The 15,910-nt window shown below is 72.2% G+C and carries 14 protein-coding genes; 10 read left to right on the top strand and 4 right to left on the bottom strand.

The features are described 5' to 3' along the window. Window positions 1-38: 38 nt before the first annotated feature. Window positions 39-437, bottom strand: a complete 399-nt coding sequence (locus AB0B58_RS34425) for a hypothetical protein (RefSeq protein WP_360232771.1) — start codon at window positions 435-437, stop codon at window positions 39-41. Window positions 438-531: 94 nt separating this feature from the next. On the opposite strand from AB0B58_RS34425, the gene AB0B58_RS34420 reads away from it, so the two are divergent. Beyond that, on the top strand, window positions 532-1,272 hold the full coding sequence (locus AB0B58_RS34420) for a M23 family metallopeptidase (RefSeq protein ID WP_360232586.1): 741 nt from the start codon (window positions 532-534) through the stop codon (window positions 1,270-1,272). A gap of 77 nt (window positions 1,273-1,349) precedes the next feature. Here the strand turns inward: AB0B58_RS34420 and AB0B58_RS34415 are convergent, their stop codons facing one another. Then, window positions 1,350-2,453, bottom strand: a complete 1,104-nt coding sequence (locus AB0B58_RS34415) for a hypothetical protein (protein ID WP_360232583.1) — start codon at window positions 2,451-2,453, stop codon at window positions 1,350-1,352. A gap of 152 nt (window positions 2,454-2,605) precedes the next feature. Between AB0B58_RS34415 and AB0B58_RS34410 the strand changes: the two genes are divergently transcribed. Both AB0B58_RS34410 and AB0B58_RS34405 read left to right on the top strand, forming a co-directional pair. Continuing rightward, entirely contained in the window at window positions 2,606-3,586 is a 981-nt protein-coding gene (locus AB0B58_RS34410; RefSeq protein ID WP_360232580.1) for a prephenate dehydrogenase/arogenate dehydrogenase family protein, read from the top strand. Window positions 3,587-3,628: 42 nt separating this feature from the next. After that, a complete protein-coding gene (locus AB0B58_RS34405) occupies window positions 3,629-4,213 on the top strand; it encodes a DinB family protein (RefSeq protein ID WP_360232577.1) in 585 nt (194 codons plus the stop codon). Here AB0B58_RS34405 and mtnA read toward each other — a convergent pair. Continuing rightward, a complete protein-coding gene (mtnA, locus tag AB0B58_RS34400; protein ID WP_360232574.1) occupies window positions 4,210-5,172 on the bottom strand; it encodes an S-methyl-5-thioribose-1-phosphate isomerase in 963 nt (320 codons plus the stop codon). The two genes, AB0B58_RS34405 and mtnA, sit on opposite strands and share 4 nt — an antisense overlap. Window positions 5,173-5,202: 30 nt before the next feature. Further along, complete coding sequence (locus tag AB0B58_RS34395) at window positions 5,203-7,044, bottom strand: M48 family metalloprotease (RefSeq protein WP_360232571.1); 1,842 nt, start codon at window positions 7,042-7,044, stop codon at window positions 5,203-5,205. 114 nt (window positions 7,045-7,158) lie between these two features. Between AB0B58_RS34395 and AB0B58_RS34390 the strand changes: the two genes are divergently transcribed. The 7 genes from AB0B58_RS34390 to AB0B58_RS34360 all read left to right on the top strand — a co-directional run bounded on the left by AB0B58_RS34390 (window position 7,159) and on the right by AB0B58_RS34360 (window position 15,848). Beyond that, window positions 7,159-8,226 carry a PHP domain-containing protein gene (locus AB0B58_RS34390; protein WP_360232568.1) on the top strand — a complete coding sequence of 356 codons (1,068 nt, stop codon included), beginning with the start codon at window positions 7,159-7,161 and terminating at the stop codon, window positions 8,224-8,226. 38 nt (window positions 8,227-8,264) lie between these two features. Further along, on the top strand, window positions 8,265-9,935 hold the full coding sequence (locus AB0B58_RS34385; protein WP_360232565.1) for a DUF885 domain-containing protein: 1,671 nt from the start codon (window positions 8,265-8,267) through the stop codon (window positions 9,933-9,935). Window positions 9,936-10,424: 489 nt separating this feature from the next. Continuing rightward, window positions 10,425-11,552 (top strand): hypothetical protein, encoded by a 1,128-nt coding sequence (locus AB0B58_RS34380; protein ID WP_360232562.1) that lies wholly within the window; start codon window positions 10,425-10,427, stop codon window positions 11,550-11,552. Beyond that, a complete protein-coding gene (locus tag AB0B58_RS34375; protein ID WP_360232559.1) occupies window positions 11,539-14,256 on the top strand; it encodes a nitrate- and nitrite sensing domain-containing protein in 2,718 nt (905 codons plus the stop codon). The genes AB0B58_RS34380 and AB0B58_RS34375 overlap by 14 nt, the downstream gene beginning before the upstream one ends. After that, the gene (locus AB0B58_RS34370; protein ID WP_184998476.1) at window positions 14,253-14,723 is read left to right on the top strand and encodes a roadblock/LC7 domain-containing protein; all 471 of its coding nucleotides are present in this window, start codon (window positions 14,253-14,255) and stop codon (window positions 14,721-14,723) included. The genes AB0B58_RS34375 and AB0B58_RS34370 overlap by 4 nt, the downstream gene beginning before the upstream one ends. Then, window positions 14,720-15,238, top strand: coding sequence for a DUF742 domain-containing protein (locus tag AB0B58_RS34365; protein ID WP_360232555.1), 519 nt, complete (start codon window positions 14,720-14,722; stop codon window positions 15,236-15,238). The genes AB0B58_RS34370 and AB0B58_RS34365 overlap by 4 nt, the downstream gene beginning before the upstream one ends. Then, entirely contained in the window at window positions 15,216-15,848 is a 633-nt protein-coding gene (locus tag AB0B58_RS34360) for an ATP/GTP-binding protein (RefSeq protein WP_360232552.1), read from the top strand. Before AB0B58_RS34365 ends, AB0B58_RS34360 begins: the two co-directional genes overlap by 23 nt. Window positions 15,849-15,910 lie beyond the last annotated feature (62 nt).

Raw genomic sequence — 15,910 nt, 5'->3', positions numbered from 1 at the left:
ACGTTTCGTCGATGACACACCAGCGCAGAGCTGGACATTCACCACAGCGGCCAGTCGCTTGTAGTGATCCAGCGCACCGCCACGACACCGGCGGCGATCGATAGACCGACCGCGCCCGTGAGGGCCACTCCGGTGGCCGCGCCGCGGTCGCCGAGCACGGCCAGCACGACGGCCACGGCCCAGGCCGAGATCGCGGCGGCGATCGTCCACCAGGCATAGCTGAGCAGATCCCGGCCGAGGGAGCCGAACAGTGTGAACCACACCAGGGTCGCGCCGGCGCCGGCGAGCAGCGGCCCGGCGCCCACCGGGTGCGGCTCGCGATAGACCGGGCGCGGCGGCGGGCCGGGCGGGAGCCCGCGGGGCGGGGGCGGGCGTCCGGGCAGCCATCCGACCGGCGGCTGGGCCGCACCGGGCCAGGATCCGTGCTGTTCGGCCATCGTCGCCCTCCATCCGGTTCGCCGGCCCGTGACGGCCAGCCTATCCAGCATCGGCAGGTCGGCGCTCATGGATGACTTCTGCCAGGATGGCCCGGTGCTTTCCCTGCGCTTCCTCTCGGCCCTGACCGTCGCGGCATGCTCCCTCGCCGCCTGCGGCTCGCCCGGCGACTCGCCGTCGGCGTCCGTGACGCCCGAGTTCGTGGTGCCGTCGCAGGCGGCCGCGGACCCGGCGGCGGGCGCGGCCTCACCCGAGAACGCCCCCGCGGTGACCGCCTCGGCGACGCCGGCACCGACGCCGAGCAAAGCGCCCTCCTCGGCGCCGGTGCGGGTGAAGTACGTCTTCCCCGTGAAGGCGTCGAACGTGGCCTTCCATCCGACCCACTCGAAATATCCGGCGACGGACATCTTCGCCGACTGCGGTGAGCCCGCGGTGGCCACGACCAGCGGCGTCGTGCTCGAGGTGAGCCGCAAGGACGCCTACGTGAAGGGGCAGCCGGACGGCCCGCTCAACGGCGGTCTCTCGGTCTCGATCCTCGGCGACGACGGCGTTCGCTACTACGGTTCGCACCTGAGCCGGATCGAGTCCGGCATCAAGGCGGGCGTCCGGGTCGAGGCGGGCGCACGGCTCGGCGATGTCGGCCGCACCGGCAACGCCAACGGCGTCTGCCACCTGCACTACGGGATCTCGCCGCCGTGCGCCCGGACCGGCGACTGGAAGGTCCGCCGCGGCGTCGTCTGGCCGGCGACCTACCTGACGTCCTGGCGCAAGAAGGGCGGCAAGAGCCCGGTCTCCGCGGTCGCGGCCTGGAAGAAGACCCACGACTGCAAGGCCTGACCGACGGGACGGGGCCGCATCCCTCGCCCAAGGAATGCGGCCCCGCGGTGCGGAGAAATGCCCGTTGCTGAGCGGCCTCAGCTGAACTGCGCGAACCGCTTCTGGGTCCGCCCGTCGATCGTGGTGAAGGCGCCGCCCGCCGCGACGGCGGCGAGGCCGGGGTTGACGGCCATCGCGAGCACGCCCTCGATGCCGTTGCCGTTGGCGGTCCAGTCGCGCAGGTGGCCGTCGCCCACCGCCAGCCCGACGAGCTTCACCCGGTCGTCGGAACCGTCCAGGCACACGCCCTGCGCGCCCCTGCGGGTCGTCCGGCAGGCCTGATCGAAGTGCCCGCCGACGTAGACGGTCTCCCCCAGGACGGCGACGGCCTGCGCATCCCCGTCGAACGCCGCCGTCCAGCGCGTGGCGCCGGAGAGGCTGTAGGAGGTGGCCATGCCGCCCCGGCCGCCGCTGGCGGTGTACACGCCGCCCGGGGTCACCGCGATGCCGTAGGTGATGACCGACGGACCGGGCCGGAAGCCGGTGACGATCTTGGCGGTGGACGGGTCGAGGGCGACCAGCCGGTCGTACCCGGCGACGCTGTTGACCTTGTGGAACTTGCCGCCGACGTAGATCCGCCCGCCGCCGACCGCCAGCGACTCGACCTGGTTGTCGACAGTCGGCTTCCACCTGTCGTCCAGGGCGCCGCTGCTCAGGTCGAAAGCCGCCAGCCCCGCCCGGGCCCGCCCGTCGACTCCGGTGATCACCCCGCCGAGGTAGAGCCGGCCGTTGCCGGCCGCCAGCGCGTACGGCCTGCCGTCGATCGCGTGGTCGAAGGTGCCGGACAGCGCTCCGGTGCGGGCGTCGAGCCGGGCGAGGCTGTCCCGCCGCTGCCCGCCGACGGTGCCGAAGTCGCCGCCGATGTACACGGAGGAGCCGCTGACCGCGAGGGCCTTGACCCGGCCGTCCGCGGTGGGCGCCCAGGGCAGCAGGTCGCCGGTAACCGCGTTGATCGCCGCCAGCCCGGACCGCTTGACGGCCTTGCCCTTGACGAGCGCGGCGGTGAAGTCGCCGCCGACATAGACGGTGCTGCCCGAGTACGCCACCGCAAGGACCGTCCCGTTGAAGCCCGGCACCATGTCCGGCGTCTCGGAGGGCGCCGCCTGCGCCGGCGTCACCAGCGCCGCGACGGCCACGCCCACGATCACGGAGATAACGCGCCACCTGCAAAGTTTGCCCCTGTACGTCACGTGATCAACGTAAACGTATCGATCACGGCTATCTAGTGGCGAAACGGACGAAAAGCAACACGTCCTTACGGCTGATACCGAAGGGGTATGCGAGAGTCTCCGGCGTGAATGTCGCAGTCATCGGACTCGGTCTCATCGGCGGTTCCCTGCTGCGGGCCCTGGCCGCGCACGGGCACCGGGTCACCGGCTACGACGCCGGCGCCGAGACCCGCGAGGCCGCCCGGGCCCTGGCGAGACCGGCACCGGGCGACCGAACGACCGGGGACGCCTGGCACGTGGCCGAGAGCGTCGCCGAGGCCGTCGCGGGCACCGAGGTCGCCGTGCTCGCGGTGCCGCTGCCGGCGATACCCGACGTCCTGGCCGGCCTCGACGGCTACCCGGGGCTGATCACCGACGTCACCTCGGTCAAGGGACCGGTGCGGGACCTGCTCGGTGACCGCCGGTTCGTCGGCGGCCATCCGATGGCGGGCAAGGAGTCCTCGGGCTTCCCGGCCACCGATCCGCGGCTCTTCGACGGCTGCGCATGGGTGCTCTGCCTCGAGCCGGACGACGCCGATCCGGCCGACTGGCTGGCCCTCGCGCGGCTGTTCACCCGGATCGGTGCGCGCGTCGTGCCGGTGACCGCCGCGGAGCACGACCGGGCGGTGGCCGCGATCAGCCACGTGCCGCACCTGCTGGCCGCCGCGCTCAGCGGCGTGCTGGAGGGCAATCCGCTGGCCGGCACGCTGGCGGCCGGGTCGTTCCGGGACGGCACCCGGGTGGCCGCCACCCGGCCCGAACTGATCGCGGCCATGTGCGGCGGCAACGCCCCCGCGGTACGGCGGGTGCTGGCCGGGGTCATCGACGACCTGGAGTCCTTCGCCCGGGAGCTGGAACTCGGCGACCCGATCGCGGCCCTGACCGCCGGCCTGCGACGACCCAGCGAGCTGCGGCGGGCCTGGCCACCGGGGCCCGGCGAGCCGGTCGAGGTGCCCGCCGAGGTCGAGGCGCTGCTGGCACTGGGCCGGGCCGGCGGCTGGGTCTCGGCGATAAACGACGGAACCGTGGCCGGATTGCGGCCGGAAACTGACCGCAATCGTTCCTAGGCTGAGGCGGTAACCCCGGACAACAGGACAGGAGACAGGCCCATGCCTGGTCAGGTCGGTGCCATCGCCAACGAGCGGGAGGGCCTGCTCGCGTACCTCGCCCAGATGCGTCACGTCATCAGGCTCACCGCGTACGGGCTCACGCCCGAACAGCTGCGGGCCGCACCCACCGCGAGCGAACTGACGGTCGGCGGCCTGATCAAGCACTGCTCGTCGATCGAGGAGGGCTGGATCGACACCGTACGCCGCGAGCCGCGCGAGCTGGACTACCACGCCTACGCCGACAACTTCGCCCTCCGGGACGACGAGACGATCGAGGACGTCCTCGCGGACTACGACCGGGTCGCCGCCAAGACCGAGAAGACCATCGCCGAGATCGCGGACCTCGGGCAGGACGTGCCGATCGACCACTCGGTGCCGTGGAACCCGAAGGACCTGGACAACTGGTCGGTCCGCTGGGTGCTGCTGCACCTCATCCAGGAGACGGCCCGGCACGCGGGGCACGCCGACATCATCCGCGAGGCGCTGGACGGCGGCACGGCGTACCCGATCATGGCCGCGGCCGAGGGCTGGCCGGAATCGCCCTGGATGAAGCCCTGGAAGCCCACGGGCGACCAGGTCCTCTAGAGCCGCTCGCCGCGGTCGAGGCGGACCACCCGCCGGTCGGTCACGATCGCGGTGACCAGGTCGTGCGGCGTCACGTCGAAGGCCGGGTTCACCGCGTCCGAGTAGCCGGTGACCTCGGCCGCGCCGCGGTCCTCGATCTCCACCGCGGCGCCGTCCGGGGTCCCGGTGTCCACCGTCGACTCCGGCGCGACCACGACGAACGGGAGACCCGCGCGGCGCGCGCCGAGTGCGTGCGCGTAGCTGCCGATCTTGTTGATCACGTCGCCGTTCGCGCAGATCCGGTCCGCGCCGAGAATGACCGCGTCGGCCTCGCCCCGGGCCAGCAGGAACGGGCCGGCCGAGTCGACCGCGACCCGGAAGTCGATGCCCGCCTCGCGCAGCTCCCAGGCGGTCAGCCGGGCGCCCTGCAACAGCGGCCGCGTCTCGCTGGCGATCACCCCGGCCAGCGCGCCGCGGCGATGCAGCTCGGTCACCACGCCCAGCGCCGTGCCCCCGGTCACCGCCGCGAGGCCCCCGGTGTTGCAGTGGGTCAGCAGCCGGGGTCGCGCGCCGCAGAGCTCGACCATCAGGTCGGCGCCGAGGGCGGCCATCGCGGCCGAGGCGGCGATCTCCTCGTCGCGCACCGCGAACGCCTCGGCCAGCACGGCGTCCGGGCCCGCCGGGAGCCGGGCCGCGGCCCGCCGGGCTCCGCGCGCGAGGTTCACCGCCGTGGGCCGGGCATGCTCCACCAGGTGTACGGCACCGGCCAGCGCCGCGTCGTCGCCGGCGAACTGCCGGGCCGCGAGCGCCACCCCGAAGGCGCCGGCGACGCCGAGCGCGGGAGCGCCGCGTACCGCCAGCGACCGGATCGCCGCGACCAGGTCGGCGATCGTGGCGAGCCGCAGGACGCGCAGCTCCCCCGGCAGCGCCGTCTGGTCGATGATCTCGATGGCGCCGTCCGCCCAGTCGATCGTCCGCATGCGGCGCAGCCTATTGCAGGCCGGCCCGGGTCAGACCGTCGAGCGGAGCACGACCCGGTCGAGCACCGCGAGCAGGGCGTCCTGGCTCTTGCCGAGCTCCTCGCCCGTCCATCGCCCCTCCAGGGCGATCGCGGTGCCGCCGTGGGTGCGCAGCTCGGCCCGCACCGGGCTGCGCTTGGTGATCGTCGCCGTTGCGATCTCCTCGTACGGCAGGAAGTGGTAGCGCTGCGCGAGCTCCTCGACCGGCCCGGAGTTGATCAACGCGTGCAGCCGGTCCTTGCCGTTGTCAGTGGACTTGGGGCCGGGCACGAACACGAAGCCGCGATCGAGCAGGACCACGTCGGTGTGCACCCCGTCGACCTTGAAGTTGGCCAGGGCGCCGATGACGCCCGCTCCGGTGGCGGTGGCCGCCCGCTCGACGATCGCGGCCGCCTCGACCCGGACTCCGGCCTCGGCGAGCCGGGCGCGGGCCTGCTCGACGGTGTCCGGCGAGACCGCCAGCTTCGCGATCTCCTCGAAGTCGACCTCGGCGCCGTCCGCGTCGGTCAGCGTGACCGGCTCCGACCACGAGTGCCGCCAGTACGCGACGCCGGACCGGACCGCGGCGAGCACGAAGAGCATGTCCATAGTGGCGGCGAACTTGGCCGCCGCCTCCTTACGGGTCGAGTCCTGGTGGAACTCCTCGGCAAGCTCGCCGAGCCGGCCGGCCGCCACCAGGTCGAAGAGGTTGCCGAGGCCCGGGTCGGGCACGCCGGTGAGCCGGCCGAGCGAGCGGAAGAGCCGGTCGGCGTTGCGCTGCAGGCGTGCGGTGGCCACCGCGGCGGTGAACTGGGGCCAGGGCAGCACCTGCCGGCTGCCGACCTCGACCACGGCCTGCTGCAGGGCGACACCGGCGACGGCGATGGAGGGCAGCAGCGCCCCGGCCGGCCGGCCGTCGGCGGGATGCGGGACCTGCGGCGCGGCGCGCATCACGGCGATCCGCTCGGCGTTCGACGGGTGGGTGTCCCAGCGCGACCGGTGCTCCTCGGGCTCCTCGTCGCGCATCTTCGCCAGCTCCTCGTTGCGGGCGGCGACCAGCGCGCCGAAGCCGCCGAAGATGTCGTCCGGCGCGAAGCCCGCCTCCCAGCCCCACGCCACGTACGAGCTGAAGTAGAAGTCCCAGGCGCTGTCGATGATCGGCAGTTCGCGCAGCGCGGAGATGGCGACCTCCGGGCCCGCCACCCGCACGGAGGCGCGGTCGGCGTCGAGCTCCTGGCGCCGCGAGGCGGCGTTGTCGACGAGCAGGTAGAGCCGCGCGTAGCCGCGGAAGACCCAGCCGACCGGGTTCCACCGCCCGATCCGGCCGATCGTGTGCCCGATCGCGAGCCGGCCCCGGTACGCGACCGCGCCCAGCCGGGTGTGCCGCCCGGAGTAGTGCCCCAGCTCGTGCGCGACGACCGAGCGCAGCTGGTCGACGGAGAGGGCCTGCAGCAGCGGCATGCCCAGGTAGAGCCGGCGCCGGCCGCCGATGAGGCCGAGCAGCCTGGCGTCCTCGCTGACCGCCGCGTTGACCTCCGGCACCAGCCGGATCTCGTCCGGCATGCGCGTGCCGACCTCGGTCGCCAGGGCCTGCACGAGACCCCACAGCTCGGGGGCGTCGTGCGGCGCGACGATCAGCCCGTGCATCGGCTGTGGACGGGTCCGGATCGCCCGCCACAGGCCGACCGCGGTCGCGCCGACGGCGAACAGCAGGGGCAGGCCGAGCTTGAGGCCGATGGTCGCGTTCGACTCGACGGAGACCCAGACCACGAAGGCCAGCACGGCGACCAGTTGAAGCAGCGCGACGACGTAGAAACCGAGCAGCATGAAGACGGACGCGGCGGCGCGCAGCATGACGTTTCCTCCCGTGGCAACGCCCGGCAGCACCGGACAGCGCAGCGAAGATACCGATCAAGATTCACACCGGCAACCCCGTTCCAGGCCGCCGCGCGGCTCTACTCTGGCGGCATGGCATCCCGTGATCCGGTCGCTGACCTGCGGCGCATCGCATTTCTGCTGGAACGCGCCAACGAGGCGACATACCGGGTGAAGGCCTTCCGGTCGGCGGCCGCGACCGTCGCCGCCCTTCCCGCGGCGGAACTGGCGGAGCGCGTGGCCGCCGGCACGCTGGCCGAGCTCCCCGGCGTCGGCGAGGTCACCGCGCGCTGCGTCACCGAGTCGTTGAACGGCGAGCACCCCGTCTATCTGCGGCGCATCGAGTCCACCGAGGGCACCGACCTCCAGGGCGCGGCCGCGGTTCTGCGGGAGGCGTTGCGCGGCGACTGCCACGCGCACTCGGACTGGTCGGACGGCGGCTCACCGATCGAGGAGATGGCGCTGGCGGCGGTCGAGCTGGGCCACGAATACCTGGTGCTCACGGACCACTCGCCGCGGCTCACCGTGGCCCGCGGGCTGACCGCCGAGCGCCTGCGCCGGCAGCTCGACCACGTGGCCGCGCTGAACGCCGCACTGCCGGACGGTTTCCGCATCCTCACCGGCATCGAGGTCGACATCCTCGCCGACGGGTCGCTCGACCAGGAGGACGAGCTGCTCGCCCGCCTGGACGTGGTGGTCGGGTCGGTGCACAGCAACCTGCGCGACGACTCGGCGAAGATGACCCGCCGGATGGTGGCCGCGATCGCCAATCCGCACCTCGACATCCTCGGCCACCTCACCGGCCGGAAGGTCGCCGCGAGCGGCGCCGGCGACAAGGGGCACCGGGCCGGGCGGACCCGGCCGCCGAGCGACTTCGACCTGAAGGCGGTTCTCGGCGCCTGCCTCGAGCACGGCAAGGCCGTGGAGATCAATTCGCGGCCGGACCGGCTCGACCCGCCGAAGCGGATGCTCACCGTCGCGGTCGAGTCCGGCTGCCTGTTCAGCATCGACACCGACGCGCACGCGCCGGGCCAGCTCGACTGGCAGCGGTACGGGTGCGAGCGTGCGGCGCTCTGCGGCGTACCGGCGGACCGGGTGGTCAACACGTGGTCGGCCGACCGCCTGCTGGAGTGGACCGCGGGCCACGCCCCGGCGAATTAGTGCAGCGTGGCGGCGGTGGGTTCCCGTAGGGTCGGCGCGTGGGACAGATTGATGACCTCGCGAACCGTTACGTCGACGACTGGGCGCCGCTCAACCCGTCCGGCGCAACGTTCATCGGCGTGCCCGGCTACGACGACAAACTCGATGATCTCTCGCCCGAGGGCTTCGAGGCGCACGCCGAGCTGACCCGGCGCACGCTGGCCGAGCTCGACCCGATCGAGCCGGAGACCGAGGCGGAGAACGTCGCCAAGGACGCGATGCAGGAGCGGCTCGGTCTCGAGCTGGCCCGCCTCGACGCCGGCGACGTCGCCAGCGGCGTCAACGTGATCGCGAGCTCGCTGCACGAGTTGCGGATGGTCTTCGACCTCATGCCGACACAGGGCGAGGAGGCGATCGCCAACATCTCGGCTCGCCTCGCCGCCTTCCCCCGGGCCCTTGAGCAGTACCGGCGCACGCTGCTCGAGCAGGCCGCCAAGGGCAACGTCAGCGCGAGCGTGCAGCTCGTCGAGGTCGGCGAGCAGTGTGCCGCCTGGACCGATCCGGCCCGCGACAACTTCTTCCACCGGCTCGCCGACGGGCTCGCCGTCGACGGGGCCCTCGCGGCCGACCTGCGGCGCAACGCCGCCGCGGCGACCGCGGCGACGGCCGGCTTCGGCGAGTTCCTGCGTACGGAGCTGGCGCCGCTCGGCCGCGAGAAGCAGGCGGCGGGCCCGGAGCTTTACGACCGCGCGTCGCAGTACTTCCTCGGCGCGCGGGTGGACCAGCTCGAGACGTACGCGTGGGGCTTCGAGGAGCTGGCCCGGCTCGAGGGGGAGATGCGCGTCCTCGCGACCCAGATCGTCGGCCCCGGCGCGACCGTCGACGAGGCCGTCGCGGCGCTCGACGCCGACCCCGCCCGCCGCATCGCGGGCAAGGAGGCGTTCCGGGACTGGATGCAGGCTCTGGCCGACAAGGCGGTGTCCGAGCTCAACGGCACACACTTCGACATTCCCGAGCCGGTCCTGACCATCGAGTGCTGCACCGCTCCGACCAGCGACGGCTCCATCTACTACACCGCACCGAGCGAGGACTTCAGCCGCCCGGGACGAATGTGGTGGGCCGTGCCCGAGGGCATGACCGAGTTCTCCACCTGGCGCGAGGCCACCACGGTCTACCACGAGGGCGTGCCGGGCCATCACCTGCAGATCGGGCAGACGATCTACCGCGCCGAGCTGCTAAACCGCTGGCAGCGGCTGCTCTGCTTCTGCTCCGGGCACAGCGAGGGCTGGGCCCTGTACGCCGAGCGCCTCATGGACGACCTCGGCTACCTCGCCGACCCGGGCGACCGGCTCGGCATGCTCGACGGGCAGGCGCTGCGGGCCTGCCGGGTGATCGTGGACATCGGCATGCATCTGGAGCTGGAGATCCCCCGCGACAACCCGTTCGGCTTCCACCCGGGCGAGCGCTGGACGCCGGAGCTGGGCTGGGAGTTCCTGCGGGCGCACACGCGGATGGATACCGAGGTGCTGCGCTTCGAGTGGAAGCGTTACCTCGGCTGGCCGGGGCAGGCCCCGTCCTACAAGGTCGGCGAGCGGATCTGGCTGCAGGCCCGGGATGACGCGCGGGCCCGCAAGGGCGCCGACTTCGACCTCAAGGCGTTCCACCGCGACGCGCTCAACCTCGGCGCGCTGGGCCTGGACCCGCTCCGCAAGGCGCTCGACCGGCTCTGAGTGCCCGAGCGGCACCGGTCACACCGCAACGGCCCGCCCGGCCCTCCGCCGGGCGGGCATTCTCATGGAATCGTCCGCATCGCGAGACAATCGGCGTGTCCGAACAACTACTCTGCGTAGGATTTTAGCCCTACGTAATGCGTTCGTTACCAAATGGTGACTATCGCGGCGCTTGCCGATCTATTCCATTGTGGAACGCTCTGTGTGACCTCGGCCATACGCAATTCGGCCGGGGAGCGCTCTTTCCGCGTGGGCGACGACGATCGCCGTTCCCCGCGCCCCGGCGCAGCTAGAGGCCGGTTTCCGCCGCGTAGTACAACCACTCCACCCAGTAGGCGTATCCCCCGATCAGCCGAGCCAACTCTGACCCTTGGAAAGGGGTCGCATGAATATTTCTCGGATAGATTGACCCGGATCGGTGCGCCCGCTCGGCTACGGAGGGTAGCCGCCAAAACGGTCTATCGCGGATGCATGGCGGAGGAATTGGCAATGTCAGTCTCGGTGGACAACCGGCGAACACGTCTGCGCTCGGCGCTCGCGGCGGTTCTGACGGTCCTGATACTCGTCCCGGCGGCGATCCTCTTCGCGCGAGTCTGGGGGACCATCTCCGACGAGCGACGCAGCACGGAGCTTGAGCAGCAGGGCGTCGAGTACGTAGCGGCCCTGGCACCCCTGGTCAGCTCCCTGGCCGAGGCACAGTCCTCGGCGCTTGCCGGCGTCGCGGCCGCGCCGGGTTCGCTGAACGCCGCCGTCAACGGCGTCGCCGCCGTGGACCAGCGCCTCGGCGAGGTCCTGAGCACGCGGGAACGCTGGACCGACCTGCGCCAGAAGATCGAGAAGCTGCCGAAGACCGCCAGCAGCCCGCTGCTCGTCTTCCAGGCGCACGTCGAGGTCACCGACCTCGCGCTCGCCCTCTACAGCGCAGTGCGCGAGAACTCCGAGCTGAACCGCGACCCCGACAACAACGTCTCCCACCTGCAGCAGGCCATCGCGGTCGATCTGCCCGCCGCCGTCGTGCAGGTCAGCCGCATGGGCGACCTCAGCCAGCTGGTCGCCGAGGCCAGCCCGCAGCTGAAGGCACAGCTCAGCCCGCAGTTCGGCGCCGCCGTGCAGTCCGTCAACACCACGGTCAACAGCCTGACCGACAACCTGCAGGCCGCGGTCGACGACCTCGGCAGCTCCACCCTCAGCGGCGAGCTGGTCAGCGGGCTGGACTCGTTCCGCCGCGGCGTGGAGTCGCTGACCCGCGGCGCCAACCCGGGCGGCGCACCCAACACGGCCACCATGGCCACCGCGCAGAGCCAGCTGCAGGTCTCCCTCTCGAACCTCTCCGGCATCGTCTCGCGCGAGATGACGGCGCTGCTCGAAGACCGGATCGACGACCTGGACTCGCAGGCGCTGGTGGCGCTGGCCGCGGGCGGCGCGGCCGTCCTGCTCGTCATCGCCGCGCTCGTCACGACGATGACCGGCGGAAGCCACCGGGCGACCGGCCGGGCGCCGGGCGAGGAGACCCGCGACACGACCGTGGGCACCGCCGGCTCCGACCCCGCCGCCCCGGCTCCCGCGTTCGGCGAGGACAACCCGACATGGCGGGAGCGATCCGGTGCTCTTCGGTAAGTTCCGTATCCTCGGCAAGCTGACGCTGCTCGTCCTCGTACCGCTGATCGGCGTCGTCGCGCTCGCCGTGCCGATCGTCGTCAACCGCGTCGACGCCGCCCGCGACGCGCAGTCCATCTCCGACAAGGTCGAGTTGGCCAACCGGGTCGGTTCGGCGGTGCAGGAGCTCCAGGAGGAGCGCCTGCTCTCCGTCGGCTACCTGTTCGGCCTGATCCAGGCGCCGGAACTGCTCGTGCAGAGCGCCAAGGCGACCGACCGCATCCAGGGGCTCAAGCGCCTCGACACTCCGATCTCCGCGGAGCTGCTCGAGGCCGTCGACGGCCTGAAGCAGCTGGACAGCACCCGGGCCAACGTCATCAACCGGACCATCCGGCCCGACCTGATCGTCACCGAGTTCACGACGGTGATCACGCCGATCATCAACGCGCTCTCGCTGGCGCAGAGCGCCGACCTGACCACCTCGACGGGCCGGCAGATCTACGCCCTCGAGCAGTCCCTGCGCACCGACGACATGGTCAGCCAGGCCATCGCCTACCTGAGCGCCGCCGCGGTGACCAAGAACGCCTCCCTGGTCGGGCTCTTCTACTCGACGCTGGCGCAGCTGCGGCTGGTCATCATCACCGCCAGGCCGTACTTCACGGACGCCCAGTACAAGCTCTACCTGGGTGCGCAGGAGGCGTTCGCCTCCCGGGTCGGCAACCGGTTCCTCACTGAGGCCGCCACCGACCCGGAGTCGGCCGTCAAGCTGCTGAGCGCCCAGACGCTCTTCCCGTCGCTGCGTTCCGTCATCGTCCTCGGCGGCTTCGTGGAGAAGCGGGTCGCCGCGGACGTCAACGTCGCCGTCGAGGACAGTCGGGGCAGCGCCCTCCGCGTCGCCGGCCTCGTCGGCGGTGGCGCGCTGATCCTGCTGCTGGTGGTGGTCGCGCTGTCGTTGATGATGGCCCGCGCGGTCGCCCTGCCGCTGCGCCGCCTCACCTTCTCCGCCGACCGGATCGCCCGCGCCGCGGAGGCCGAGCTCGAGCGGGTCGCCGACGACGACGCCGAGCACGCCCGGCCGATCCGCCTCGACCCCGTCGACGTGGAGGCACAGGACGAGATCGGCGACCTGGCCCGCGCCTTCGACCGGGTGCAGATCACCGCGGCCCGGCTGGTGGAGCGGCAGGTGCTCGGCCGCCGCAACGTCGCGCAGATGTTCGGTCACGTCGGGCGCCGCACCCAGAACCTGGTCGGCCGCCAGCTCGCCCTGATCGACAGCCTGGAGCGCCGCGAGACCGAGAGCGACCGCCTGCGGGAGCTGTACCGCCTCGACCACCTGTCCAGCCGCCTGCGCCGGAACGCGTCCAGCCTGGTCGTGCTCTCCGGTGCCGTCGGCGCGAACGACCACATGGCGCCGCTGGCGCTCTCCGACGTCGTCCGGCTGGCCCTCGGCGAGATCGAGGACTACACCCGCGTCGACGTCGAGGTGCCCGAGGAGATCGTGATCGTGCCGGCCGTCCTGGCCGACCTGACGCTGCTGCTGGCGGAGCTGATGGAGAACGCGACGTCGTTCTCGCCGCCGCACACCCGCGTCCGGGTCACCGCGGCGGAGCTGCGCGGCGGCGCCCGGCTCGCGGTCATCGACCAGGGCCTCGGCCTGACGCCCGAGCGCCTCGCCGAGGAGAACGCCCGGCTGACCCGCCGTGAGCGCCTCGACCTCGCGCCGAGTGAGGTGCTCGGCCTGTTCGTGGTCGGCCGCCTCGCCCGGCGGCACGGCATCGAGGTCACCCTGGCCGACACCCCCGACGGCGGAATCACCGCCTGGGTCGACCTGGACCCGTCGCATCTCGTGGCGGCCCCCGAGCCGCTGCCGAGCACTCCGGTCGGACCCATCCACGCGACCGTGCCCAGCTACCACACCGAGTTCGCGCCGCTGATCGCCGGCACGTCGGCCCGGTCGGTGCCGGGCAGCGCCCAGCCGTTCGACGCCAATGTGCTGCAGCGGGCCACGAAGACGCTCCAGGCCGGCCGTTCGTGGAACGCGTTCGCGGCGGACCGCGCAAGCGCACCGGCGATCGAGGCGGCACCGCGCGGCTACCCGACGCAGCCCGTGCCGCAGTTGCCGGCCGCGCAGCCGGCCTACCCGGCGCCGGGCCCGTACATCGCCGGCACGCCCGTGGCCGGACGCTTTCCCCCGCTGGAACTTCCGTCGGCGGGCCGGTTCGTCGAGCCCGAGCCCCCCGTCGTGGTGGATGGACCGATCGTCATGTCGACACCCTCCGACGCCGTCCAGCTGCCGCAGCAGCGCACGGCTCCGGAGGCGCGTAACGCCGCCCCCGCGGCTCCGCTGCGCCGCCGCGTGCCCGGCAACCAGATGCCGATCGAGGCGGGGCACCGGCCGACGGCGGCGCCGACGCCCACGTCCGACGACGCGCTCGCGGCCCGGGAGGCGTTCGAAGCCTTCGAGGCGGGGGTATCCCGCGCCAAGTGGGACGTCATCGAGCAGGACATGTCCTCGCCGCCGGCCGCCGGGCACCCGCCGCTGACCCGCCGGGTACCGGGCGCGACGCTGCCGGCCACCGATTCCCCGAAGAACCCGGTGCCGGCGGCCTCCCCGCCGCAGCCGCTCGACCCGGAAGCCGCCCGGGCCTCGATGGAGCAGTTCGAATTCGGCGTCGCACGCGCCATGAGTGAAACGCAGCCACTACCAGAGGGACAACCGCGATGACTTCCCCCTACTCCACCGAAACCGGCAACGGTCAGGACTTTGCGCAGTCCCAGCTGAGCGCCGAGGCGAAGACCTTCAACTGGCTGCTGGACTCGTTCACGTCCGGCACCGCGGGAGTTGTCGAAGCGATCGCCGTCTCCTCCGACGGCCTGCTGATGGCGATGTCGGCGATCAAGGACCGGCCCAACGCCGAGCGCCTGGCGGCGGTCGTCTCGGGCCTGACGAGCCTCGCCGGCGGCGCGGCCAGCTGGTACGCGCTGGGCAGCCTCAACCGTGTAATCATCGACATGGCGGACGGCTACCTGCTCGTGACCGCGATCAGCGCCGGCTCCGTCCTCGGCGTCATCGCGGACCGGACCGCAAACCTCGGCACCCTCGCGTACGAGATGACGCTCTTCGCCACCCGCGCAGGCGGTGCCCTCAGCCCGCGCCTCATCGCTGAATTGAAGAACGCCGTTCAGCAATGAGGCATTCGGCCGACCCCGACGACCCGGCACACCCGGCGGCGCCAGGTGTCCGGCCGTTCCTGCGTAACGCCGTCTCCGGCGGGCGGCATCAGGCGGCACTGCCGGCGGTGCCGCAGCAGCACCCGGCGCCCGCTCCCGCGCCCGCGCCCGCGCCCGCGCCCGCGCCCGCGCCCGCGCCCGGCGAGCAGACCACGTCGCTGCGGCCGTTCGTCATCACGTCCGGCCGCGTCGACGGGCTCGACCCGAACATCGGATTGGAGACCCAGGTCAGCGCTCACCCGGGCGCGCTCTCCGCGCGCCTCTCGCCCGAGCAGCGGGCGATCGTGCACCTCTGCGGCGAGCCGCTGTCGGTCGCGGAGATCTCCGCCCGGCTTCAGATGCACCTCGGTGTAACCCGGATCCTCGTCGGCGACCTGAGGGCCGCCGGGCACCTTGACGTTCAAGTGTTGGAGAGCGACTTCCCCGACCCCGAGACCATCATGCGAGTTATCCGTGGACTTCGATCAATATCCTGACCGCCGGGCCTTCGGCACGGCGCGCGTGCCCGAGGCGCCGCGGCGGGCCAAGCCCCCCGTGCCGGTCAAGATCATCGTGGCCGGCGGCTTCGGCGTCGGCAAGACGACGACCGTCGGCGCGATCTCGGAGATCTCACCCCTGACCACCGAGGCCGAGATGACGATGGCGGGCGTCGGCGTGGACGATCCGGGCCAGGCGGCCGGGAAGACCACCACCACCATCGCGATGGACTTCGGCTGCGTCACGATCGACCAGACGCTGAAGCTGTACCTGTTCGGCACGCCCGGTCAGACCCGCTTCGCGTTCATGTGGGACGACCTGGTGCGCGGGGCCCTCGGCGCCCTCGTGGTGGTTGATACGACCCGGATTGACGACTGTTATCCCGCTGTGGATTACTTTGAGCGGGCCGGCCTTCCGTTCGTCGTCGGCATCAACACCTTCAACGGACAGCTAGGCTACAACCTGGACGAGGTGCGCTGGGCCTTGGCCGTACGTGACGAGGTGCCGATCGTGCAGTTCGACGCGCGTTTTCGGGGATCGGTGCGCGATGCCCTGCTCGTCGTGCTCGACCAGGCCCTCGACAAGGCCATGAAGATGAGATCGTCGTAAGGTGTTCGCCGACTCGCTCCGTGCCCGGTTCCCAAACCGCCCGTCGAGCGGGCAAAGTAAGT

This window comes from Actinoplanes sp. NPDC049118 (assembly GCF_040648555.1).
Lineage (GTDB): Bacteria > Actinomycetota > Actinomycetes > Mycobacteriales > Micromonosporaceae > Actinoplanes.
Note: the sequence above shows the minus strand (reverse complement) of the source record. Positions and strands in the feature narration are given on the sequence as shown.